The sequence below is a fragment of the Marinobacter bryozoorum genome (assembly GCF_023156245.1).
Taxonomy (GTDB): domain Bacteria; phylum Pseudomonadota; class Gammaproteobacteria; order Pseudomonadales; family Oleiphilaceae; genus Marinobacter; species Marinobacter bryozoorum.
Genome location: NZ_JAKZAH010000001.1, coordinates 115,234 through 137,791 on the forward strand (window position 1 = coordinate 115,234; position 22,558 = coordinate 137,791).

Annotated in this window: 18 protein-coding genes; 7 read left to right on the plus strand and 11 right to left on the minus strand. The window is 61.5% G+C overall.

The window, feature by feature from the left end; genetic code table 11:
- The first annotated feature begins 44 nt into the window (after nt 1-44).
- Nucleotides 45-1,223 (plus strand): acyl-CoA dehydrogenase family protein, encoded by a 1,179-nt coding sequence (locus MLC59_RS00480; RefSeq protein ID WP_248230041.1) that lies wholly within the window; start codon nt 45-47, stop codon nt 1,221-1,223.
- Nucleotides 1,224-1,237: 14 nt separating this feature from the next.
- Nucleotides 1,238-2,377 carry an acyl-CoA dehydrogenase family protein gene (locus MLC59_RS00485; protein WP_248230042.1) on the plus strand — a complete coding sequence of 380 codons (1,140 nt, stop codon included), beginning with the start codon at nt 1,238-1,240 and terminating at the stop codon, nt 2,375-2,377.
- 107 nt (nt 2,378-2,484) lie between these two features.
- Here MLC59_RS00485 and MLC59_RS00490 read toward each other — a convergent pair whose 3' ends face one another.
- From MLC59_RS00490 to mnmH, 6 genes are all read right to left on the minus strand, one after another.
- Nucleotides 2,485-3,939, minus strand: a complete 1,455-nt coding sequence (locus tag MLC59_RS00490) for a DUF4013 domain-containing protein (protein ID WP_248230043.1) — start codon at nt 3,937-3,939, stop codon at nt 2,485-2,487.
- Nucleotides 3,940-4,083: 144 nt separating this feature from the next.
- Nucleotides 4,084-4,449 carry a histidine triad nucleotide-binding protein gene (locus tag MLC59_RS00495; protein WP_248230044.1) on the minus strand — a complete coding sequence of 122 codons (366 nt, stop codon included), beginning with the start codon at nt 4,447-4,449 and terminating at the stop codon, nt 4,084-4,086.
- A gap of 72 nt (nt 4,450-4,521) precedes the next feature.
- Nucleotides 4,522-5,823, minus strand: a complete 1,302-nt coding sequence (locus tag MLC59_RS00500) for an FAD-dependent monooxygenase (RefSeq protein WP_248230046.1) — start codon at nt 5,821-5,823, stop codon at nt 4,522-4,524.
- 114 nt (nt 5,824-5,937) lie between these two features.
- Nucleotides 5,938-6,501 carry an aminoacyl-tRNA deacylase gene (locus MLC59_RS00505; RefSeq protein WP_248230048.1) on the minus strand — a complete coding sequence of 188 codons (564 nt, stop codon included), beginning with the start codon at nt 6,499-6,501 and terminating at the stop codon, nt 5,938-5,940.
- Between the two features lie 184 nt (nt 6,502-6,685).
- The gene (locus MLC59_RS00510) at nt 6,686-7,534 is read right to left on the minus strand and encodes a mechanosensitive ion channel family protein (RefSeq protein WP_248230049.1); all 849 of its coding nucleotides are present in this window, start codon (nt 7,532-7,534) and stop codon (nt 6,686-6,688) included.
- A gap of 93 nt (nt 7,535-7,627) precedes the next feature.
- The gene (gene mnmH / locus MLC59_RS00515; RefSeq protein WP_248230050.1) at nt 7,628-8,728 is read right to left on the minus strand and encodes a tRNA 2-selenouridine(34) synthase MnmH; all 1,101 of its coding nucleotides are present in this window, start codon (nt 8,726-8,728) and stop codon (nt 7,628-7,630) included.
- A gap of 130 nt (nt 8,729-8,858) precedes the next feature.
- Here mnmH and MLC59_RS00520 point away from each other — a divergent pair, with 130 nt between their 5' ends.
- The gene (locus MLC59_RS00520; RefSeq protein WP_248230051.1) at nt 8,859-9,530 is read left to right on the plus strand and encodes a 50S ribosomal protein L11 methyltransferase; all 672 of its coding nucleotides are present in this window, start codon (nt 8,859-8,861) and stop codon (nt 9,528-9,530) included.
- A 554-nt stretch (nt 9,531-10,084) separates the two neighbouring features.
- Here the strand turns inward: MLC59_RS00520 and MLC59_RS00525 are convergent.
- Nucleotides 10,085-10,471 carry a VanZ family protein gene (locus MLC59_RS00525; RefSeq protein ID WP_248230052.1) on the minus strand — a complete coding sequence of 129 codons (387 nt, stop codon included), beginning with the start codon at nt 10,469-10,471 and terminating at the stop codon, nt 10,085-10,087.
- A 79-nt stretch (nt 10,472-10,550) separates the two neighbouring features.
- Here MLC59_RS00525 and cysZ point away from each other — a divergent pair, with 79 nt between their 5' ends.
- The 4 genes from cysZ to crcB all read left to right on the plus strand — a co-directional run bounded on the left by cysZ (nt 10,551) and on the right by crcB (nt 17,265).
- Nucleotides 10,551-11,309: a sulfate transporter CysZ gene (cysZ, locus tag MLC59_RS00530; protein ID WP_248230053.1), complete on the plus strand. Its 759-nt coding sequence runs from the start codon at nt 10,551-10,553 to the stop codon at nt 11,307-11,309.
- A gap of 34 nt (nt 11,310-11,343) precedes the next feature.
- Nucleotides 11,344-14,193 carry an RNA polymerase-associated protein RapA gene (gene rapA, locus MLC59_RS00535; RefSeq protein ID WP_282450788.1) on the plus strand — a complete coding sequence of 950 codons (2,850 nt, stop codon included), beginning with the start codon at nt 11,344-11,346 and terminating at the stop codon, nt 14,191-14,193.
- Between the two features lie 247 nt (nt 14,194-14,440).
- Nucleotides 14,441-16,885 carry an acyl-CoA dehydrogenase gene (locus MLC59_RS00540; protein ID WP_248230190.1) on the plus strand — a complete coding sequence of 815 codons (2,445 nt, stop codon included), beginning with the start codon at nt 14,441-14,443 and terminating at the stop codon, nt 16,883-16,885.
- Nucleotides 16,882-17,265 (plus strand): fluoride efflux transporter CrcB, encoded by a 384-nt coding sequence (gene crcB / locus MLC59_RS00545; RefSeq protein ID WP_248230054.1) that lies wholly within the window; start codon nt 16,882-16,884, stop codon nt 17,263-17,265. The genes MLC59_RS00540 and crcB overlap by 4 nt, the downstream gene beginning before the upstream one ends.
- 133 nt (nt 17,266-17,398) lie before the next feature.
- Here crcB and MLC59_RS00550 read toward each other — a convergent pair whose 3' ends face one another.
- The 4 genes from MLC59_RS00550 to MLC59_RS00565 all read right to left on the minus strand — a co-directional run bounded on the left by MLC59_RS00550 (nt 17,399) and on the right by MLC59_RS00565 (nt 22,470).
- The gene (locus tag MLC59_RS00550) at nt 17,399-17,605 is read right to left on the minus strand and encodes a cold-shock protein (RefSeq protein ID WP_091853271.1); all 207 of its coding nucleotides are present in this window, start codon (nt 17,603-17,605) and stop codon (nt 17,399-17,401) included.
- A 290-nt stretch (nt 17,606-17,895) separates the two neighbouring features.
- Entirely contained in the window at nt 17,896-18,696 is an 801-nt protein-coding gene (locus MLC59_RS00555) for a dienelactone hydrolase family protein (protein ID WP_248230055.1), read from the minus strand.
- 164 nt (nt 18,697-18,860) lie between these two features.
- The gene (locus tag MLC59_RS00560; RefSeq protein WP_248230056.1) at nt 18,861-19,856 is read right to left on the minus strand and encodes an LLM class flavin-dependent oxidoreductase; all 996 of its coding nucleotides are present in this window, start codon (nt 19,854-19,856) and stop codon (nt 18,861-18,863) included.
- Between the two features lie 199 nt (nt 19,857-20,055).
- Nucleotides 20,056-22,470 (minus strand): phosphoketolase family protein, encoded by a 2,415-nt coding sequence (locus MLC59_RS00565; protein ID WP_248230059.1) that lies wholly within the window; start codon nt 22,468-22,470, stop codon nt 20,056-20,058.
- Nucleotides 22,471-22,558: the final 88 nt, after the last annotated feature.

The following is a 22,558-nucleotide window of genomic DNA, read 5'->3' on the forward strand; positions in this document are numbered from 1 at the left end:
GGCCCGACCCGTGGCCGACCTGTGCTGCCCCAAGGAGAGCAAGCATGACTGATCTGGAAACCTTCCGTCAGGAAACCCGGGCATGGCTTGAAGAAAACTGCCCCCAGAGCATGCGGTCCCCCTTCAAGAGCGACAAGGACGCTTGCTGGGGTGGTCGTAACTTCCAGTTCCAGAGCGACGACCAGCGCCTGTGGCTGGAGCGCATGGCCGAGAAAGGCTGGACTGCGCCTGACTGGCCCACGGAGTACGGCGGTGGTGGCCTGAGCCGTGACGAACACAAGGTCCTGCTGGAAGAGATGTCCCGTATCCAGGCACGGCCACCCCTGAACAGCTTTGGTATCTGGATGATTGGCCCCGCCATTCTCAAGTTCGGTTCCGAGGCCCTCAAGCAACAGCACCTGCCGCCCATCGTGCGCGGTGAGATCCGCTGGTGCCAGGGTTATTCCGAGCCAGGCGCGGGTTCCGACCTGGCAGGCCTGCAGACCAAGGCCGAGGACAAGGGCGACCATTTCATCGTTAACGGCCAGAAGATCTGGACCTCCTACGCCGACAAGGCGGACTGGATGTTCGCCCTGGTGCGCACCAATCCGGACGTGAAAAAACAGGAAGGTATCAGCCTGGTCCTGTTCGATATGGAAACCCCGGGGGTATCCACTCGTCCCATCAAGCTGATCTCCGGCGAATCCCCGTTCTGTGAAACCTTCCTGGACAACGTCCGTGTGGAGAAAGACCAGGTCGTAGGCGACGTGGACAAGGGCTGGACCATTGCCAAGTACCTGCTGACCCACGAGCGCAGCATGATCGGCAATATGGGCAGCACGGCTGCCGGCCAGAAGACCCTCGCGGAACTGGCGGTAGATGGCGTTGGCCTGGAAGATGGCAAGCTTGCTGACCCGATGCTCCGTACGGAAGTTGCCTCCTGGGTAATTGACTCCATCGGCTACGAGCTGACCGCCGAGCGGGCCCGTGATGAAGCCAAGTCGGGTCAGGGCGTGGGCAACGTATCAGCCATGCTCAAGTACGCTGGCACCGAGCTGAACAAACGCCGCTACGAGCTGCTGGTGGCCGCCTACGGCAGTGAAGGCCTGTTGTGGGAAGGCGACGACCGGCCGGCCGGTGCACTGCCGCAACAGTGGCTGCGCACCAAGGGGAACTCCATTGAAGGGGGCACCACCGAGGTTCAGCTCAATATTATCGCCAAAAACATTCTCGGACTGGGCTAAGGGCGGAGATAATCATGCAAAAGCTTGTACTGACTGAAGAACAACAGATGCTGAAGGACGCCGCCCGAGGCCTGTTCAGCGAGCAGGCCCCGGTGTCCCAGTTGCGCAAACTGCGGGACGAGAAAGACGCCCTCGGCTACGTACCGGAGTTCTGGAACCAGGCGGTTGAACTGGGCCTGGCGGGCACCCTGATCCCGGAAAGCCACGGCGGTTCCGAGTTTGGCCACGTGGGCATGGGACAGGTGATGGAAGAAGGTGGTCGCACCCTGGCCGCATCGCCGTTGTTTGCCTCCGGTGTGCTGGGCGCCTGCGCCCTGATGCTGGCCGGTAACGACAGCCAGAAAGACATCCTCAAGGGCATCGCCGATGGCAGCCACCTGGTAGCCCTGGCTATTGACGAAGCCGGTCGCCACCAGCCTTTCCGGGTAGCGACGAAAGCCGAGGTCCAGGGCGAAGGCTTTGTGCTTAACGGCCGCAAGACCTTTGTGGTGGATGGCCATATCGCCAACACACTGATCGTCTCAGCCCGCACCAGCGGCGGAGAGCGGGACGAATCCGGTATCACCCTGTTCCTGGTGGACCCGAAAGCGGAAGGTGTGAGCGTTGAGCGCACCACCTTCCCGGACGGTCGCAACTACGCGAAGGTGACCCTGGAAAACGTCGCCGTCAGTGCCGATGCGGTACTGGGAAACAAGGACCAGGCTGCCAGCCCGCTCCAGAAGTTGCTGGATATCGGTAGTGCCCACCTGGCCGCGGAGCTGCTGGGGCTGTCCAGCGAAGCATTCGATCGTGCCGTGGCCTACATGAAGGAGCGCAAGCAGTTCGGTGTATACATCTCCTCCTTCCAGGCCCTGCAGCACCGCGCTGCCCATATGTGGAGTGAGCTGGAACAGCTGAAGTCCATGGTGCTCAAGGCCTTCATGGCCCTTGATGCCAATGACGACCAGGCCTCCATGCTGGCCAGTGCCGCCAAGGCCAAGGCGAGCCAGGTGGCCGAACTGGTCACCAACGAAGGCGTTCAGCTGCACGGTGGTATGGGCATGACCGATGAATTCGATATCGGCCTGTTCATGAAACGTGCCCGTCCGGTACAGCTGATGCTGGGCGACTTCCGCTATCACGCGGACCGGGTGGCGAGCTTCAAGGGTTTCTGATCCCGGATCAGCTCACACTCAACCTGCACCAGAAATCGTGGTGCAGGTGCCGGTTATGAAAGGCGACGGGGCTTTGCGGCCTGGTCGCCTTTTTGTTGATAGCCGGGTTACTCGGCCATCGGGGCAAAGCTGGCCCTGGGAGCCCTGAGGGGTTCCTCACGCTGCGCCAGGCCCAGGTAATGGTCGATGGTTTTCGTCAGTCCGGGGTCCCGGGTGTGTTGCCTGGCAAAGCGGAGAAATCTCGCTGCCTTGTGCCACTGTCTGAAGTCGTTGGCCAGTATGCGGGCTACCAGGATGCAGGCGGGTGCCACCTGGTCACTCTCGGGGAAGCGTTTGTGGAAGTCCTTCAGTAGTTGCAGGGCCGGTTTCGGCTCACTTTGCAGGAACAGCAGGTCGGCGCAGGCCACGACAAGTTCCGGGTCCGCCGGCTGGAACTCCGCATCCTGCTGACGCAGCAGTGCCAGCAGGCTTTTCATCTCACGGTGCCGGCGCAGGGCCACCATCCAGTGCAGCAGCTTGCCATGGTGGCGCTTTAGCGCCTCCCGGTCGTTGCGGGCCAGGGAAAGTCGGTAGAGTTGTTCGAGGCGAGTCGGGTTGGCCGGGTCCCGTATGAGGGATTCCTCCAGAATGCCGGCCACGCGATCGTAGTTCCCTTCCTTGAGATTCATGTCGATATCCGCATCGATGCGGCGGCTTCGGTCCCGTTGTGGATCTGCCGGCGCCTCATCATCCTGGTAGTCACTGGCAAACCCCAGCTCCTGTTGGTACTGGAACAGCAGGTACCCGAGCATGTGGAACAGGATGAGCATATAGGTACTGCTGAGAAAACCGGAGAGCGGCTGAGCAATCTCCGGGTCCAGGTGGCTGACGGCAAAATCCTGGGCGGCGCCCGACGCCATGGTCATCAGGATCAGGAATCCGTAAAGCAGGAAATAGGGCCATCCGATGGCGGTAATCAGGGTGGTGAGATTGAGCGGGTTCAGGGCAGCGAATACCGAGTTTTCCATGGCCAGCACCATGATGGACGCCGGCAGGGCGAGTACCACCAGTGCACCCACCACCAGCCCCGGAATCGGGCCCAGCAGCGCCATGGCGAAGCCCACCAGCAACACCATGGCGATAAACACCACCATCTGCTGTATGCCGATCGCAAACCCGTCCCCGGACCAGGCGGCGGCCACCGGTGGTGGCTTCATGTGGCCTTCAGCGGTATAGCGAATAACCGCATAGGTATACTTGAACAGAACCAGGGCGAGTACAACGTAGGTGACCCAGCCCAGAATCCCCTGGCCGAGGAAGATGGGTACCAGGGTACAGAAGGCGACCACCAGGAGAGGGTCCCAGTGGAACGGGTAGCGGAAGAAAGCCGACAGCCGCTGCCAGAATGGCACGGCTTCTGTAGCGGCGCCGAGGTAACGCAGGGTGCGGCCACAGTGGGGGCAGAGCCCGTGGTGGCGTCCAGGATCGGCATCCGGCATACAGCCGGGGCAATAGTGGATCAGGCACTCACCGCACACCCACTTGGCAGGCTCCAGTGGGTGGTAATGACAGTCGTTTTTCACAGCGTTGTTCCCTGCAGTACAGCCTCCAATGATTGCAGATTGGCGAGCCAGGAACCAAGCTTGTGCTGATTTTTCGTGGCAGAGTACCGGTGGACTGGAGGATATGGCCAGGGTACGGGGGCGAGTAACCGCCCCCATTGGCAATCAGGCCTGCTTCATCTTGTCTGTATAGGGTGGCCAGCCCAGGGGCTTGCCGGCCAGCAGGTGCAAGTGAATGTGGAAGACCGTCTGACCGGAGTTCTCCCCGCAGTTCATTACCGTGCGGTAGCCGTCATCGGCAAAGCCCATTTCCCGGGCCAGCTCCCCCGCCACCCAGTACAGGTGACCCACCAGCTCTCGGTCGTCCTTGCCGATGTCATTGATGGTTGCGATTTCCTTCTTCGGGATGATCAGCAGGTGCACCGGCGCTTGCGGATTGATGTCCCGGAAAGCAAGGCTGATATCGTCCTCGTAGACAATATCGGCGGGAATCTCCCGTTTGATGATCTTGCTGAAGATGGTTTCTGCCATGTCTGGATCCTTTTTGTTCAGTGTGATGGTTCGTGGACAATGATCACGGTTGTGGGTAGGGCGGTGGATACCTTACCCGGCTTCACGCCAGCGCGAGGGTAAGCGCCTGAGTAGCGCCTGTACCGGTACAGGCAGGCTTTCGTCGATGCCCATGGCGTACCGGGCTACCTGGTTGCGGGCAAACGGCAGGCCTTGCGCCAGGCCGAGCCCCAGGTTGCGCAGGGCCCACAGAGGTGTCCGGTGGTTGCTGAACAGGTGGTAGAAGGCATCCATGGTCAGCATCATTCGCCGGTTGGCCGGGCGACGCTGGGCTTCGTACTGGGCCAGTAGCTGCGGTTCAGCAGGGTCCAGGCCCTGGCGGCGAGCATCATCCAGCAGCAGCTGCAGGCAGCGGGCATCCTGGAAGCCAAGGTTGACCCCCTGACCGGCCAGCGGGTTGATGGTGTGGGCAGCATCACCCACGAGCACCACCCGGCCCTGGAAATAGTGATGGGCGTGCTGGCGGGCGATAGGGAAGCTGGCCCTGGCGGCAACCGCCGTCAGGTCGGGGAGTTCCTCCGGGAACCCGGCGCGAACCCGGGCCATAAAATCCTGTTCGCTGAGTGCCTTGAGTTCACGGAGTACGGCCGGGTCGTCGTACCAGACCAGCGATGCCCAGCTTTCCCCGGCATGTGCCTGGCCTGCGCTGTGCAAGGGCAGGAAAGCGCGGGGGCCGCTGCTGTGGAAGGCTTGCCAGGTAATATCCGCGGGTGTGCCCTGGTAGCGCACGCTGGCCACCAGGGCCTGCTGCTGGTACTGGTCGCGACTGACGCCGATGCCCGCTAGCTGTCGCACCCGGGAGCCAGCCCCGTCTGCACCAATCAGCAGGCGCCCGGTGACGGTCTGCCCGTTCTCCAGGGTTGCAGTAATCTGATCGCCGGTATCAGCCTGGGACTGAATGCCGGCACCGCTGTATAGCGTGACCGTCGGCTGGCGGCTGGCCAGGTCCCAGAGTGCCTTCTGGGTTACCCGGTTTTCCACGATATGGCCGAGATGGGGCGTTTTCAGGTCGCTTGCGGAAAACGTGGTTCTGGGGGGGCGGGCTGGTAGCAACTGCGCAACCGGGTGTTCGGGCGCTTCCCACACGGCCAGTCGACGATAGGGGGTGGCTGCCATGGCCAGGATGTCACCCCAGGCGCCCAGCTCCCGGAGGTAGCGCTCACTGCCTGCACTGAGGGCAGATACCCGGATATCCGGGTCGTCCTGTGCCGAGAACTGCGGGGCCGTGCCCTGATCGATCAGGGCGATGTGATGGCCCCGGGCGGCCAGGCCATTGGCAATGGCGGCGCCTACCATACCGGCGCCCACCACGATGAAGTCGAAGGTCTGAGTCATATAGAAGTCCCTGGTCAGACCCCCCAGTTTACGGACCTTAACGGTACTGGCAAGCGATGGCAGTGTCCCGCCGGGTTAATTCACTGACCTGTTGCGCGCCGGGGCTGTTCGGGGTCAGTAGCCGGCCAGCTCCCACTGTTCGATCTGGTCGGCGGAAGGAACCGGCCGGGCTTGCTGACGGCGCTGCATCCAGGCTGGCTTGCGGGCACCCGGGCGAATAAAGCCTTTCTCGATCACCACCGGGTTCACCAGGGCCAGGAAGTCCGACGTTTTCATATGCAGGGACTCCTCGTGGGAGCCAGCGGCAAAGGCGATATCCGGCTGTCGGGTGAGGGCTTCGCTACAGTAGACCGGCATGTCGAACAGGTGGCCGAAGGGGGGCATGGCACCCACTTCGCAGTCGGGAAAGCGGTCCTTGAACTCCATTTCGTCCGCCAGTTCGACGAAGTCGGTTTCCAGGACGTTACTTAGGCGCTCCCAGTGAATGCGCCAGGTGGCGGGCATGACCAGCATGGCCATTTTTCCATCCAGCTCGATGATGACGGTCTTGGCCACGCGATCGCCGGCAATGTGGCCGTGATGGGCAAGTTGCTGGGCGGTAAAGGCTGGGGGATGGTTGAGGGCGATGTAATCGGCCCCGGATTGGTCAAGGAAGGCTTTCAACTGTTTTCCCGGCATTACGGACCTCCTGCCAGAGCGACGGTTTTGGTCGGGTACCATGAGGTTCCGACCAGCTTCGTTATTCGCTAGCTTAGTCGAGTATGCCGGGATTGCGAGCTACGGAATCTACGGAGTGTGATGGACTGCGCCGGTGTGGCGTGAACGGACCGCCCCGGGCAGGGCGGTCCGGTTCTCGGGCGGATTACTCCGCGCTGTTGGCGTTGTGCTGGTATACGTGCACATCCCGCTGGGGGAAGGGGATGGTGATGCCTTCCACATCGAAGGCTTTCTTGATCTTCTCATGCATGTCCCAGTAGACCGGCCACAGGTCATCCGTCTTGGTCCAGGGGCGAACAATGAAGTTAACCGAGTTGTCTCCGAGTGAGCCGACAGCGATGCGAGGCTCCGGGTCCTTGAGAACGCGGTCGTCTTCATCTAGGCAGCGCTTGATGATGGACTTGGCCTTGTCGATATCGTCCCCGTAGCCGATGCCGAACGTCATGTCGCAGCGACGGGTGTCGTAGTAGCTGACATTCACCAGCGATGCGTTTGACAACGAGCCATTGGGCACAATGATGCGGCGGTTATCAAAGGTATTGATGATGGTGTAGAGAATATTGATCTCGTCGACCGCACCGAGGAACCCCTGGGCCTCGATGGTGTCGCCTACCTTGAACGGCTTGAAGATCAGGATCAGTACGCCGCCCGCGAAGTTTGCCAGGCTGCCCTGCAGGGCCAGGCCTACAGCCAGGCCGGCGGCACCGATAATGGCGACGAAGGATGTGGTGGCAATACCGATCATGGAGGCAACGGAAATCAGCAGCAGAATCTTGAGGATAATGCTGGCCAGCCCACACAGGAATTTGCTGAGACTGGGGTCTTTGGCGTGGAGCTTCTTGTCCATCAGGCTGACCAGGCGATTGATCAGCCACATGCCCACCAGCAAGGTAACAATTGCAAGCACTACCTTGGGGGCATACAGCATGATCATCTCTATCGCCGTATCGAGCCATTCACTGGCCCTGCCGTTTTCACCGAACAGATCTTCCATTAGTGTCTCCAGGTCTTTCTGTGTGTTTGAGTGTGGGACAGGATCCAGCACTGAATCCATTAATAACGGGCCGGGTTGCTTCGTCTCAAAGCCCTACGAAGTTCTGGCCAGCGCAGCCCAGTGCAGCAGCTCCTCCGGGTTACCAGTGGTTACCACGCGGCCGGATTTCTGGCTGAGCTGATAATCATACATAGGATCATAATAGTCGGTCAGTAGCGATTTTATCCAATCGTTATGTGCCGTTGTGCTTCCTGTCGTCGCCTGGTCAGCAAGGGCAGCTTCCATAAACTGGCGCAGGCGTTGATGACGGTCGCCGCCCAGACGCTTGTGGATGCGGTCCAGGGCGCTGAGCAGGTAATCCCGGAAATTTTCCCAGCCTGCGACTTCTCCGTCCCGCTCCTGGAAGGCCTGCACCATATCCTCCACGTAGTCCTCGCGGATGATGTCGATACGTTCGTCCAGCGGGCGTTCAAGGATCAGCAGGGGGGCAGAGGCCATGCGTTCGCGCAGATCCAGGGGCAGGGCGCAGCGCCCCACCAGGCGACCCTCGTCTTCGAGGTAGATGGGGCCACCTTTATCGGATGCTTTCAGCATGGCTGTGGCCAGGGCATTCTCGAAATCAATCTGGCTGGGCTGGGGAGTTACCTGGCGACCGAAGCTGGAGCCCCGGTGGTTGGCCAGGCCTTCCAGGTCGACCGGGTTGGGCATCTTCTGGAGAACCCGTGTCTTGCCGGTACCGGTCCGACCGCTGATGATATGGAAGGTACCGGAGCGGACGATATCGTCCAGGGTGTCAATAAGGAACCGGCGCAGGGCCTTGTAACCGCCCGTGACCAGGGGGTATTCGATGCCGGCCTCACGCAGCCACTGCTGGGTCAGGCGTGAGCGCAGTCCACCCCTAAAACAGAACAGATAGCCGTTCGGGTGCTCCAGGGCAAAGCGCTTCCAGGCGGCAATCCGCTGTGCCTTGATGTCACCGGAAACCAGCTGGTGCCCCAGCCGAATGGCTTCTTCCTGCCCCTTTTCCTTGTAGCAGATACCCACCCGATGACGCTCGTCGTCATTCATCAGGGGCGCATTCACGGTATTGGGGAAGCTGCCCTTGGTGAATTCCACAGGGGCGCGGACATCCATCAGTGGTGTGTCCGCGAGGAACAGCTGGCGGTACTGGTCAGTGTCGGGTCGGGTACTCATGCCTGGAAGACGTTGTCCGTTTGTTGGAAACGGCGCCAGTATAACGGATGGGGCCGGGCAATGTCGTGGCAGCGGCTGCAATGGTGCAATCTCTGTGTAAAATGCCCGCTTCGCCGCTAAAGGACCTGATATGACTGCTGCCCCTGCCATTCCTGAAAACCTCACCCGGGCCATTCGCCGTACCCTGCCCAGGGGCCGGCTGGCGGTATCAAGCCCGGCAGGCTGCCCGTCACTGCCGTTGTACCTGTTTGATCCGCAGGTGCTGGAGGGGCCCCTGAGCCACGATGAAGCGCAGGCGGTCGTGGCCGAACCGGCTTACTGGTCATTCTGCTGGGCCAGCGGCCAGGTGCTGGCCCAGTGGATCCTGGATCACCCGGAGCTTGTCCGGGGGCGCCGGGTTCTGGATTTCGGTTCCGGCTCAGGCATCGTTGCGGTGGCAGCGGCCAGGGTGGGTGCCGCCGAGGCCATCGCCTGTGACCTGGATCCGGATGCCCTGGCAGCAGCCGATGCCAACGCCGCCCTTAACGGGGTCCGGATTACGCTTTGTGACGACTGGCAAAGGCGTCCCGTGGAACTGGACCTGGTCACAGCGGCGGATGTGCTTTATGACCGGGAAAATCGTCCGTTCCTGCAGATGTTCCGTAACGCGGCAAGGGGCGTGTTGCTGGCGGATTCGCGGGTGAAAGACCTGATGGAACCCGCTTATGAGGTGTTGGATATGGTGGCGGCAACCACCTGGCCGGACCTGAATGAATTCGAGGAATTCAACCGGGTGCGATTGTACCGCTCCGGTGAGTGGTAGCCTGCCAGCTGGCGGGCCCGGCGTGGAAACGACAAAAGAAAAGGGCAACCCAATTGGGTTGCCCTCGTCGGAACAGGTCGTGGCATCCATGCTCTTTCGCAACGATCCGGTTGCAAGTCTTTCCCTGGCCAATTCCATGGCGCCGGCTTCCGAGCCAGCGATCCGTGTTGGGTTATCCCTTAAGCCTGCTATCCTTTGAATCCTTGCTTCCCCTCAAGATCCGTATGAGGGACATCCAGTGGGTCTTCCTCGTCCTTGTCATCCTTGACGGTTCCCACTATACCAACCTGAAAATTTACGGCGTATGACGAAACCATGATGGTTCTGTCACAAGGTTGTATCAGAAATATTATGGTCTTTTTAAACAGTGGGTTGCGGCCTTTTTAATCTGGTCGTGATGTTTTGCCCACCGAAAATTCCGGCGCTTTCCTACGGCAATGTAGGAAATATCTCACACGCTTCCAGGGCGATATCGCAAAACCGCTCCCTGACAAACGTCGAATCGTTTCAGTTGGACCTGGCCTGTCCGGGGGGCTGGAGGTCGCCGTCGCGGCTCAGCTTGCCAGGCGGGTGCCGGTGAGCCTGAGCAGCAGGGCCAGCGAGGCATAACCGATCAGTATGCCGGCGACATCTGCCATCACATCCAGTACTGCAAAGTCCCGCCAGGGAGTGAACGCCTGTCCCAGTTCCAGGGCAATACCGTAACTGGCAAGCACGGCCAGGGGGACCAGGTAACCGATGGCAGGCCACCCGAGTCGGGCCAGGATCGAGAGTTCCATAAAGGCCATCAGGTGGTTGACCTTATCGCTGGCGGCGGAGGGGATGGGGTAGGGCTCACTGGTAAAACCCAGCCAGGTGATGGCAATGAGTGACAGGCAGAAAAGCGCCCGCCAGAGGGGTTGCAGCGCAAGGAGTTTGTGAAAGGGGTGTCTAAGTCGCATACCGGGCCCGGCTGTGGTGTCACTGGCATCATGATATGCTTTGCGCCCCTTAACTGCCATGTGTCATGAGGCTGCAAGCATGTTGCAAGGTAATTTTTTCCGGGGCCTGGGCTATCTGGGCGAGGGTTTTGGCCTTATCCGGCAACCGGGGCTGAGGCTTTTCGTCATTGTTCCGCTCATTCTGAACCTGTTGCTCTTCGTGGCGCTGGTCTGGCTGATGGCCGAGGGTTTTGCGGTCATGATTGCCGCGGTCATGGCCTGGCTGCCGGACTGGAGCTGGCTGCAGGCCATCGACTGGTTGTTCTGGCTGTTGTACGCCATTGTCATCTTGCTGATGTTTGCCTATGGCTTTGTGATCATGGCGAACCTGATTGGTTCCCCGTTCTATGGCTTCCTCTCGGAGCAGACCGAGAAATACCTCACTGGCCAGACGGTCAGTGAGGATGGTGGCTGGGTACAGATTCTCAAGGATGTGCCACGGGCGCTGGGACGGGAAATTCACAAGATCGTCTATTACCTGCCACGGGCGCTGCTACTGTTCATTATCGGGCTGATTCCGGTGGTGAACCTGGTTGCAGCGGTGCTCTGGTTTGCCTTCAACGCCTGGATGATGTCGCTGCAGTACGTGGACTATCCAGCAGACAATCACCGGGTCAGCTTCGGTGCGCTGCGCCAGCGCCTGGCGGCCCGTCGCCTGAGTGCCCTTGGCTTCGGGCTGCCGGTGGCATTGCTGGCCATGGTGCCGGTGGTCAACCTGTTTGTGGTGCCTGCTGCGGTCTGTGGCGCCACGGCATTCTGGATCCGTGAACCGGACCCCACGGGCATTACCCGTAGATAACTGATTATTCAAAACCGAAAGTTTGGGAGGATTCTTGGAAGCACCTGCTTTTGCTGTTGGCCAACGATGGGTCAGCCACTCCGATGCGTCACTGGGCATGGGAATTGTTACCGACGTGGCTGGTCGTACCGTCACGCTGGGTTTTCCGGCGGCGGATGAAGAGCGTACCTACGCTATCGACAGTGCCCCCCTGTCCCGTATTGCCTTCCAGATGGGGGAAGAGATTGAGACCTTTGATGGCCAGGTGCTGACCGTCCAGGCGGTGGAAGAGGTGGGCGGTGTGCTGGTTTACCATGCCGCTGGTGACGATGGCGACCTGCAGGAAATCTCCGAGGTCCGGCTGGCCAGCCAGGTCAGCTTTTCGGCGCCCCATCAGCGCCTGTTTGCCGGTCAGTTCGACCGAAACGGCGCGTTCCGGCTGCGCCTGGCCACACTGGAACACCAGGATCGCCTGTCCCGTTCACCGGTGCAGGGGCTGCTCGGAGCTCGTACCCAGCACCTGCCCCACCAGCTCTACATTGCCCATGAGGTAGCCCGCCGGTTTGCGCCCAGGGTACTGCTGGCGGACGAGGTGGGGCTGGGCAAGACCATCGAGGCCGGCCTGATCCTGCATTACCAGCTGCATACCGGCCTGGCCAGCAGGGTACTGATTGTGGTGCCTGACTCGCTTATTCATCAGTGGCTGGTGGAGATGTTGCGCCGTTTCAACCTGCGCTTCTCCATTGTCGATCACTCCCGCTACGAAGCCTTGTCCGAGCCGGACCCGGAACTGGAAGAAGAGGTGCCCCAGGCCAACCCGTTTGAAGAGAGCCAGCTGGTGCTGTGTTCCCTGGACTTCCTCACCAGCCACACCCTGGCCCAGCGGGACGCACTGGCGGCAGGCTGGGACCTGGTGGTGGTTGATGAGGCCCATCACCTCGACTGGCAGCCGGGCAATGCGAGCCGGGAGTACTCCACGGTGGAAAGCATTGCCGAGGAAACCCGGGGCCTGTTGCTGCTCACCGCCACACCGGAGCAGGCTGGTGAAGAAAGTCACTTTGCCCGCCTCAGGCTGCTGGACCCCGCGCGCTTCCATGACCTGGAAGCCTTTCGCAAGCAGGAATCCGGTTATCAGCAAATCAACGACGTAGTGCGGGCGCTGCTCGATTCAAGGGAAGCTCCCGGTTCGGACCGGCAGGCGATATTGCGGCAATGGCTGGGGGATGACCTGGACGAATTGCTGAAGGCAAGCGATCCGGTGCAGGCCATTGTGGACGCGCTGCTGGACCGCCATGGCACCGGGCGGGTGCTGTTCCGCAACACCCGTGCTTCGGTGAAAGGGTTCCCCCGGCGGCAACTGCATACCTATCCGCTGCCGTGTCCGGACCTGTACCAGCAGGAGGGGGATACCGCCGGTGAGGCCGGGCTGACCCCCGAGGTTCGCTTTACTGACGAGCGCTGGCTGGCAGAGGATCCGCGGGTTGCCTGGCTGGAGCAGACACTCAAGGGCCTGAAGCGGGAGAAAGTCGTGGTGATCTGTGCCCACGCCGAAACCGCCATGGCCCTTGAGGAATACCTCCAGTTGCGGGCGGGCATCCGCAGCGCGGCCTTCCATGAGCATCTGAGCCTGATCGAGCGCGACCGGGCCGCTGCCTACTTTGCCGAGGACGAGCAGGGTGCCCAGGCGCTGATCTGTTCCGAAATCGGCAGCGAAGGCCGCAACTTCCAGTTCGCCCGTCACCTGGTACTGCTGGACCTGCCTGCCAACCCTGACCTGCTGGAGCAGCGTATCGGACGCCTCGACCGGATCGGCCAGGGCGAGTCAATTGATATCCATGTGCCGTACCTGGAAGGCACCAGTGGCGATGTGCAATGCCGGTGGTTCCACGAAGGGCTCAACGCCTTTGAACAGAGTTGTGCCATCGGCGTGGCCGTGTTTGAGGACGTCCGTGAACAGTGGCAGGCAGTCATGGCCGGTGACACCGCAGGACTGCCTGACCTGGTCGCCCGCACGGCAGGGCTGGCGGCGGATCTGCGCGAACGCCTGGAACAGGGCCGGGACGCGCTGATTGAGCTCAACTCCTGTCGCCGTGACCATGCAGACACGCTGATAGAAGCGATAGAAGCGGAAGAGGCGGACGATCGCCTGCAGGGCTACGTGCACACGGCCTGTGATATTTTTGGCGTTGATGTGGAAGAGCATTCTGCGGATGCAGAAATCCTCAAACCCAGCGAACAGCGCCATTCCGGTCAGCTGGAACTGGTGCCCGATGAAGGTGTGACCGTGACCTACAGCCGGGAAAAAGCCCTGCACCGTGAGGACATGGCCTTTATGAGCTGGGAGCACCCGCTGGTAACCGGGGTGATGGATTCTGTACTGGGCTCCGGACTGGGCAAGGCAGCGCTGGCTACCATGTCGGTGAAAGGCCTCCAGCCTGGCACGGTGATGCTGGAGGCGGTGTTCGTGGTGCACTGCCCGGCGCCGGAACGACTGCAGCTGTCCCGGTATCTGCCGCTGTCGCCGGTGCGGGTGCTGGTGGACGTGAATGGCCGGGATCTCTCTGCGGTGCTGCCCCATGACCGGCTCAATGGCCTGTGTTCGAACATCCCCCGCCGAACAGCACAATCCGTGGTGCCCCGAATCCGGGCGGAGGTAGAAACCATGGTGGACCACGCCCGGGTACTGGCGGAGCCGCAGTTCGAGCCGGGCCGGGACGCTGCCCTGAGTCGGGTCAGGGCGGTACTGCAGCCGGAGATTCAACGCCTCGAAGCGCTGCGTCGGCATAACCCGGCCATCCGTGAGGAGGAAGTTGCCTTCTTCCGGGATCAGCTGGAGGCGGCGGAGACCGCCATTGCCCGTGCTGATCTGGCGCTGGAGGGGATCCGGGTCGTGGTGACTGCCTGACGGGGCTGGTCAGCTACCATCCGTTCCGGTAATTTGGTCGTAAGATCATGCAGGTCCGGGGCTTTCGTGCTGGCCACGTTTGCAGCCCCGGCAGTGCTTTCAGTCTGAACACCTGTAACATGCAGAAGGTACTCGACGAAGAACGCAAGGATGGCCGACCCGGCCTCACACTCAATTTGAACCACGGAGTCCGTGCGTAGCACCCTGCGCCGGCTCCCGTTCCAGAGGACGAAAGAGAGCGCCTATGATGACCCTGATACTGTTTTTACTGGCCCTGGCCGCGTTACTGATGGTGATGCGCCGTGAAGCCGGCGCCAAACCGGCCATTATCGTTATGGTGGTGTTTGGCTTGCTGTCGTGGATCTTTGCCTCGGGATGGCTGACCCTGTTGCTGTTCGTCGGCGCTGCGGTGACGGCCGCTGCGGGCTTGCCCCGGTTCCGTCGTAGCTGGCTGACGCCACGGGCGTTTGCGTTGTTCAAGAAGGTGGCACCCAAGGTTTCTGAAACCGAGCAGGTGGCCCTGGATGCCGGTACCGTGGGCTGGGACGGAGAAATCTTCACCGGGCGCCCGGACTGGCACAACCTGCTGATCAACCGGAACACCGGGCTGACCGAGGAAGAACAGGCCTTCGTGGATAACCAGTGCGTAAAGGCCGTATCCATGTGTAACGCCTGGGACGTGGCGGTCGAGCGTGCCGACCTGCCTGCGGAGCTTTGGGATTACATCAAGAAGGAAAAATTCCTGGGGATGATTATCCCGAAGGAATACGGCGGCCTCGGATTTTCCGCCAAGGCCCAGTCTGCGGTGCTGCAGAAGCTGGCCGCCAACGAGGTGCTGATGGTGTCCGTCGGGGTACCCAACTCCCTGGGGCCCGGCGAACTGCTGGTTAAATATGGCACCGACGAGCAGAAAGACCACTACCTGCCGCGCCTGGCGGATGGCCGTGAAATTCCCTGCTTCGGCCTCACCGGCCCCCGTGCCGGTTCTGATGCCACCTCATTGCCGGACACCGGTATCGTCTGCAAGGGCGAATACAACGGCAAGGAAGTGCTGGGCCTGAAGCTCAACTTCGAAAAGCGCTGGATCACCCTGGCGCCCATCGCCACGGTAGTAGGGCTGGCGTTCCGCATGTTTGACCCGGACGGACTGCTGGGCGAAGAGAAAGACCTGGGCATCACCTGTGCACTGATTCCCCGGGATACAGACGGCATGGAAATCGGTCGTCGCCACTGGCCCGTTGGCAGTCCGTTCATGAACGGGCCGATTGTCGGCAAGGACGTCTTCATTCCCCTGGACTTTATTATCGGTGGTCCGGAAATGGCCGGTGAAGGCTGGCGTATGCTGGTGGAATGCCTGTCCGTGGGCCGCTGCATCACCCTGCCTTCCGGTGCCGCAGGTTCTGCCGCCACCGCAGTGGGCGTAGCCGGCGGGTTCACCCGGGTACGTCGCCAGTTCAATACCCCGGTGGCCGATATGGAAGGGGTGCAGGAAGCCCTCGCGCGCATTGCCGGCCAGTGTTATATCGCCCAGTCCTCGGTGCTGCAGACCGCCAACATGGTGGATAACGGCGAGAAGCCGGCAGTGCCATCGGCCATTCTCAAGTACCAGCTGACAGAAATGCAGCGGGCGGTACTGACCGATGCCATGGACGTCCATGGTGGCAAGACGGTAACGCTTGGGCCTCGCAACTATCTGGGGATCGGGTTTTCCGGGTCGGCGGTATCCATCACCGTCGAGGGTGCCAACATCATGACCCGCAGCCTGATGATCTTTGGTCAGGGGGCCATCCGCTGCCATCCCTACGTGCTCAAGGAGCTGGCAGCCAAGGACAAGGACGATGAAAGGGCCTTTGACGAGGCTTTCTTCAGCCACGCCGGCCTGGTCTTCGGAAACGCGGCCCGGGCGTTTACCCAGGCACTGGGGCTGGGCAAGGCGGAAGTGCCGTTCGACAGTACCGCCCGCCGCTACGCCCAGGGCGTAGCCCGGTTCAGCGCGGCTTTCGGCCTGTGTTCCGATGCCGCCATGACCACCCTGGGTTCCCAGCTTAAAATGCGTGAGCTGATCTCGGCCCGCCTCGGTGACATGCTGGCCAACCTCTACATGGCTTCCATGGTGCTCAAGCACTGGCACGAGGCCCAGCCGGTAGAGGGCGAGGCGGACCTGCTGGAGTACAGCATGAGCCTGTTGCTGCATCGCACGGAAAACGCCCTGGACGAACTGCTTCAGAATCTGCCCAACCGGGCAGTGGCGGTGGCCCTGCGCATGGCTACCTTGCCCCTGGGGCGTCGCTGGGATAAACCCCATGACGACCTGACTCGCCGGGTGGCACGGGCCATCTCCACGGATACCCCGGTGCGTGCCAAGCTGCTGATGCCGGTCTGGCATACCGTGAGTGACGACAAGGAAAACCCGGTGGCACGCTATAACTCCCTGCTGAAGGATTACGACCGGGCTGAAGGCATTTATCGCAAGGTGGGCAAGGCCGCTGCCAAGGGAGACCTGCCGGGTGAAGCCCTGCATCCGGAAGAACAGTTTGAAGCGGCATACAAGGCGGAGATTCTCAACGAGGACGAAATCACCTTCATGCGGGAGTACGAGAAAAACGTGCTTGATATGCTGACGGTGGATGACTTCCCGTTTGACGCCCTGGCCATGGACAAGTCGACCCTGGTTGACCATAACCCGGCATGACCGGCTGGGCGTTCCTGGCCGTGAGTATTGGCGCCGTGATCGGCGCCAATCTCCGTTGGGGCCTGAGCCTCTGGCTCAATGGTCCGGGTCATGGACTGCAAGGCGGCACCCTGCTGGCTAACCTGGTGGGTGCCGGCCTGGCTGGCTTTTTTCTCAGCTGGTTCAGTCACAGCTCCCTGTCGCCGGAGTGGCGGTTACTGGTTATTACCGGGCTATGCGGGGCGCTGACCACCTTTTCGACCTTCTCACTGGAGCTCATGGGCGCCCTGCAGGCAGGGAAGTGGCTAGTGGCGCTGGCCAGTGTCGCCGTTCATGTGGTGGGTTCCCTGGCCATGGTGGCGGTTGGCATGTGGTTATTCGGGCTCTGGCGACCGGTCTGATGGAGGGGCACTGGGACTGCAGGTGAAAACCATGCAAACATCGAAGACATAAAAAAGGCAGCCCGGGGGCTGCCTTTTTATTTTCAGGAGCGTCATCCCCGAAGGTCAGACGCCACCTGCGCTGAAGCCTGATTTACAGGGCTACAACGTTCTCCGCCTGGGGACCTTTCTGGCCCTGGGTGACGGTGAACTCAACCTGCTGGCCTTCGGCCAGGGTCTTGAAGCCGCTGCCCTGGATGGCACTGTAGTGAACGAAAACGTCCGGGCCGGACTCACGGGTGATGAAGCCAAAGCCTTTCGCTTCGTTGAAGAACTTAACAGTACCGGTAACAGTAGACATACTCGAAATTCCTGTATTCAAAACACTTACTTGATTGCCCTTTCAACAGCCCCGGAATCCGGTTGCCGCAAAGGACCTTTGGGAGGAAATACAGAACTGCGGATTCAAAAACAGGACGGATGCACTACTGCAGGAGAGAGATACGTCTTGGTTTATGAAATGCTTTACTGATCTTTCCTGATTTCCGACTGTACTCCTGCTTTTTCCGGAATACCAGCCCCTCAGATACAAAAAGTCACGTAGTTATACTTACAGGGCGGTAGCCTGTGACGGCCCCGCCCCGACATCACTCACTGGCTGAAAATATCCTGGTAAAACCGCATGGTGCCTTCCCAGGAGCGCTCAGCGGCATCCTCATCGTAGCCAATGGGCATGCCGTGTTCCTCGGCAACTGCATCGGCACCGGGGTTCATGAAGGAGTGCTTCACTCCCGGGAAGCTGGTGACCGAGAAGTCGGCCTGGGCATTCTGCATGCTGGCCACGAAGCCGGCGACCTGGTCCGCGGGCACCATCTGGTCCGCACCGCCGGTGTATACCTGGATGCGTGCCTTGATATCACCTGGCCCTGGCTCGACAGGGCTGCCCAGGGCGCCGTGGTAGCTCACGACACCGTCGAGGTCCATGCCAAGCCGGGCCATGTTCAGGACCACCGCGCCGCCGAAGCAATAGCCCTGGGCGGCAATCCGGCTGCTGTCCACGGTGTCGTGCTGGCGCAGTTGGTCCATGGCGGCAGCAAACCGGGCCTGCAGGGCGTCCAGGTCTCCAGTGGCTTGCTTCATGAAGGCCTGGGCCTCAGCGGGGTGGTCAGTCACCTTGCCCTCACCGTACATATCCAGAGCGAAGGCGGTATAACCCGCTGCCGCCAGCTTCTCGGCCTGGTCACGGACGAACTCGTTGTGGCCCCACCATTCATGGACCACCAGTACGCCCGGGCGCTTGCCTTCGTAGGCATCGTTCCAGGCCATGTATCCGGTGAAGGTTTTACCGTCGACGGTGTAGTCCACGGTCTTGGTCTGCAACTCGGCGAGGGCCGCTCCGGCGCTCACGGACAGGGCGATGCCGGCAGCCAGCGGGGTCAGTTTCGACGTCATGGGTCAGTCCTTTTAACGTGGGTGACTTCGGTTTGCGAGAACATCCTTCAAGATCATAGAACACTTCTGTTCTACGTGGCGAACGGTGTGGCGGATCGGGCTGGCGCTGAGCAAGGATTGCCAGCGCCAGCGGGAGGAGGGGTATAACCCGGTCGCCAGTCGGCTCAGAGGCTGTCCCGCACCCGGGCCAGGATATCCAGGGCGTGGCGGCGCTTGGCGGGATCGTAGAGATCCACCGTGAACATCAGCTCGTCAACCTCAACCGTTGCCAGGATCTGTTGCAGCCGGTCACCAACGGCTGCTTCATCGCCCAGTACCTGAAGGCCCAGGAAATCCTTCACCCCGGCTTCTTCCGCCGGGCTCCAGAGCCCGTCCATGGTGTCCACCGGTGGCTTCATCCACAATGGCTGCCCCCGGAACAGGGACAGGATGCGCTGATAGCTGGTGGTGCTCAGGTGCCTTGCTTCGTCGACGGTATCTGCCGGTACCGCCGGCAGGCAGAGCATGGCGTAGGGGCGTTCGAGCTGAGGCGACGGCCGGAAGTGCTCCCGATAGACTGTCAGGGCCTCGCGGTAGAGCCTGGGGGCAAAGTGGCCGGCGAAGGCGTAGGGCAGCCCACGCAGGGCAGCCAGCTGGGCGCTGTAGAGTGATGAGCCCAGTAGCCAGATGGGCACGTTGGTGCCAGCGCCGGGAATGGCCTTGACCTGCTGGCCGGGTTCGAGGGGCCCCAGCAGTTCCTGCAACCGTTGTACATCGTCCGGGAACTGCTCGGCACCTATGCCGTCACGGCGCAGGGCCCGGCTGGTTATCGGGTCGGTACCCGGTGCCCGCCCCAGGCCAAGGTCGATGCGGTCGGGGTAGAGGCACTCCAGGGTGCCGAACTGCTCGGCGATCACCAGGGGTGGGTGGTTTGGCAGCATGACGCCACCGGACCCCACACGGATGCGTTCGGTCTTGCCAGCAATATGCCCCACCAGTACCGAGGTGGCAGAACTGGTGATGCCTTCCATGTTGTGGTGTTCGGCCAGCCAGAAGCGCTGGAAGTCCAGGCTTTCGGCATGGCGCGCATAGGCGACGCTGTTGGCAAGCGTCTGCGCGACGGAGTCACCCTCCCGGACGGAAGCGAGCTCCAGCAGGGAAAACGGTTTTGTGGACGACATGAGCACTCCGGCATTGGTTTGAAAGATAGCAGGCAGCTTAGCACGCAGGCGCCCGGGTTTTCCGGATATGAACTAACCGGGTACAAGCTGTGCCCTTACCCAGCATCAGGACATGCTGCTGAAGGCCCGGACTTTCAAGGGCTGGTCTGTATTGGGTGCTCCTTTGCTGTACTGTTTTTTGGCCCGGGGTAGCCTGGCGCTATTGGTTAAGCAGGGCCCCGGGCGCCCCCCGACCTTCCACGGCGGCAATTTCCACATCAGTGAGGAAGGTGGCCGGAGCCAGTCCCAACAGCTCCGCTCCCTGATACAGGGCGTGGGCCCAGGTGCACTGGTTGGCGAACAGCATGCCGGCTTCGTTCAGGGTGCCGCCCCGGTTGATGTAACCCAGTACCCGGCTGTGGCGAGGGTCACCGCACAGGGTGCTGGCATGGCCCCGGAAAACCTCCGGTCGCATGTGGGTCAGCACGACCCGGTGATGGTAATGCCCGGGCATCAGCCGCTCACGATCGATTTCGGGCAGGCACTGGGCCGCCTCGAAACGGTCCCGGGGCCGGCGGAACCGGCCTGGTTCCTGCACATAAACCAGCCGGAACGGGGTATTGGTATCCCGTAGCCGTTCGCAGGCGTGAATCAGTTCTGACAGCTGATAGGCGCCATTGGCGATCAGCAGCAGGGGGGTGCCTTCAGAGAAATCTTCGTCGACTACCTGGGCACCGGTGCGGGCCAGGCTGCGGGCTTCTTCAGCGGTAAAAACGCAGGGGCGGTCACGCTTGGGGATCACCATGCAGGCAAACTGTCCCCGACTGCCGTAGATGTCCGGCAACAGCGCCTGGGTGCTGTTGTAGTCGGCGGGAAATACCACCCGCACCATGTCGTTCATTTCTCCCAGAAGGGCTTCGCAGAAAGTGGTGTCCTGGTGAGACTGTTCGTTCTTGCCGTTTTCCCAGCTGTGGGAGGTGGCAATGACGGGAAAGCCAAGCCAGCGGGCGGGTCGGTCCAGTTCTTTCTGATGGCGGGCAAATATGATCTCCTGCCGAATGGCGCCCAGCATCTTGACGCAGAAGGCTTCGTAGCTGGCCACCAGGTTGAGTCCGCCCTTGTTGGCGAGGCAGGCGGAGATGACCGCTTCTTCGTTAAGGGCGGTGATGATGCTGCCGTGAACTGCCTCGGTCTCGTTTTCGGGGTCGTCCACCCGGTGACGCAGGGCATGGAGAACGCCGCTGAGTTTGTTGCTGGCCAGTTCGTCCGGGTTGCCTACCCGTGGCCGGAGTTTCGGGTTGGCGGCCACCAGGGCCTGGAAGTAGTCGTCCACCGCCAGCATCGGAGAGCAGGTATCACTTCGTGAGGGCAGTTCCGGCAGGGCCGGCGCCGCCGGATCGCGCACGGCCAGTGGGTGATCCTTTTCCCGGGGTCGCTGCTGGCGCTGGTGGTTGCTCAACAGGGTGATGGATGCCTGCAGGTCTGCCTCAGGGACATGAAGCAGGTCAGCGTGCTCATTGAACAGGTCCCGGGCGCGGGCGTCCAGTCGCGGGTTGCCCGGTAACGGCAGGTTATGGGAAGCGTTGCTTCCGGCCCCGTAGAAGCCATAGCCCTTAACGGTTTCGGCGATGCCGTAGGGTACCGGCAGGGGGTACTGGAGGCGGCCCTGGCTGTGCTCACGGCTGGCTTTCTTCAGCCTGCGCTCCATGGTGAATAAGGTACAGACAAAGGCCGCCGGGTCACGGCCATCGAAGCGGATGGGGTCAAAGCCACAGCGGCTTAAATGGGTAATGAACCCGTCAAGGCCCTCCCGGGTGCCCAGCTCTGTGCGCTGCTCGATGCGACGGCCGTTGGCGATCATTACCGGCAGCGGCAGGCCGCTGTCCTCTGCGCGCCACCACCGGGGGGCCCAGTCGCTGCCCCGCTGCTCCTCGGCCGCGCCGTCGGACAGAAAGGCGACCAGTGACTCACCGGGCAGGGGCATATGAACGTACTGCAGCTCTGCAAAGCCCAGGTAGCCACCCTCGATAATGCCACCGGCCGTGTAGGGATTCACATGGCTGCCCAGGGGCGCCTCGGTACGACCATCCGCCTGCTGCCGATAGCTGTAGAAATCTGTGACCAGGTTGTCCAGCCCGTCCGCACCGCCATAACGGGCAGCCTGTTCCGGGTTCAGGTTTCCCAGCAGTACGTTGATGGCATCGATGGCGGCCACACAGTGGCCCTGCCCCATCAGCCAGCTCCGGGTATCGCCGGTGATAGCGTTCAGGGCCATGTAGGCGGCATAGCCGGGAACCATGTTGAGGGCGCCGCCGGTGTGGCCTTCAGGGTGGCACTTGAAGTCGCAGGTTTGCAGGGGCGCACCGTCGGTGCGAACCCGTGCGGCGTAGGTCATGTGGACAACCAGCCACAAGCCTGCACTGGCCAGGCGGTCGAGGGCAGCCAGTAGCTGGTACACCGATGCTGTATCCGGCTGCAGTCCCTCGGCCACCAATTGCTCGGCCAGTCCCAGGACCTGCTGCTGGGTATCGGGCAGGTGGTGGATTACACCGTAGCCTCGCCGCCAGTGATCGAACGCCGGCTCCCGGGCCGCGACCTGGTCCAGCGTATGAAGATCGGCAAAGGGTTTACTCATGGGAGCCTCCGGTGCGCCGGGAGTCTGCGCAGTGCTAGTCGTGCCAGGTGAGATCGATACCGTACGGGCTTCCTGGCTAAAGTTTGTC

Bases quoted from the DNA above. Each gene is read 5' to 3' on its own strand.
- MLC59_RS00480 (WP_248230041.1), top strand. From the start codon at position 45: ATGACTGATCTGGAAACCTTCCGTCAGGAAACCCGGGCATGGCTTGAA.
- MLC59_RS00485 (WP_248230042.1), top strand. From the start codon at position 1,238: ATGCAAAAGCTTGTACTGACTGAAGAACAACAGATGCTGAAGGACGCC.
- MLC59_RS00495 (WP_248230044.1), bottom strand. From the start codon at position 4,449: ATGGCAGAAACCATCTTCAGCAAGATCATCAAACGGGAGATTCCCGCC.
- MLC59_RS00500 (WP_248230046.1), bottom strand. From the start codon at position 5,823: ATGACTCAGACCTTCGACTTCATCGTGGTGGGCGCCGGTATGGTAGGC.
- MLC59_RS00505 (WP_248230048.1), bottom strand. From the start codon at position 6,501: ATGCCGGGAAAACAGTTGAAAGCCTTCCTTGACCAATCCGGGGCCGAT.
- MLC59_RS00510 (WP_248230049.1), bottom strand. From the start codon at position 7,534: ATGGAAGATCTGTTCGGTGAAAACGGCAGGGCCAGTGAATGGCTCGAT.
- mnmH (WP_248230050.1), bottom strand. From the start codon at position 8,728: ATGAGTACCCGACCCGACACTGACCAGTACCGCCAGCTGTTCCTCGCG.
- MLC59_RS00520 (WP_248230051.1), top strand. From the start codon at position 8,859: ATGACTGCTGCCCCTGCCATTCCTGAAAACCTCACCCGGGCCATTCGC.
- MLC59_RS00525 (WP_248230052.1), bottom strand. From the start codon at position 10,471: ATGCGACTTAGACACCCCTTTCACAAACTCCTTGCGCTGCAACCCCTC.
- cysZ (WP_248230053.1), top strand. From the start codon at position 10,551: ATGTTGCAAGGTAATTTTTTCCGGGGCCTGGGCTATCTGGGCGAGGGT.
- MLC59_RS00540 (WP_248230190.1), top strand. From the start codon at position 14,441: ATGACCCTGATACTGTTTTTACTGGCCCTGGCCGCGTTACTGATGGTG.
- crcB (WP_248230054.1), top strand. From the start codon at position 16,882: ATGACCGGCTGGGCGTTCCTGGCCGTGAGTATTGGCGCCGTGATCGGC.
- MLC59_RS00550 (WP_091853271.1), bottom strand. From the start codon at position 17,605: ATGTCTACTGTTACCGGTACTGTTAAGTTCTTCAACGAAGCGAAAGGC.
- MLC59_RS00555 (WP_248230055.1), bottom strand. From the start codon at position 18,696: ATGACGTCGAAACTGACCCCGCTGGCTGCCGGCATCGCCCTGTCCGTG.
- MLC59_RS00560 (WP_248230056.1), bottom strand. From the start codon at position 19,856: ATGTCGTCCACAAAACCGTTTTCCCTGCTGGAGCTCGCTTCCGTCCGG.
- MLC59_RS00565 (WP_248230059.1), bottom strand. From the start codon at position 22,470: ATGAGTAAACCCTTTGCCGATCTTCATACGCTGGACCAGGTCGCGGCC.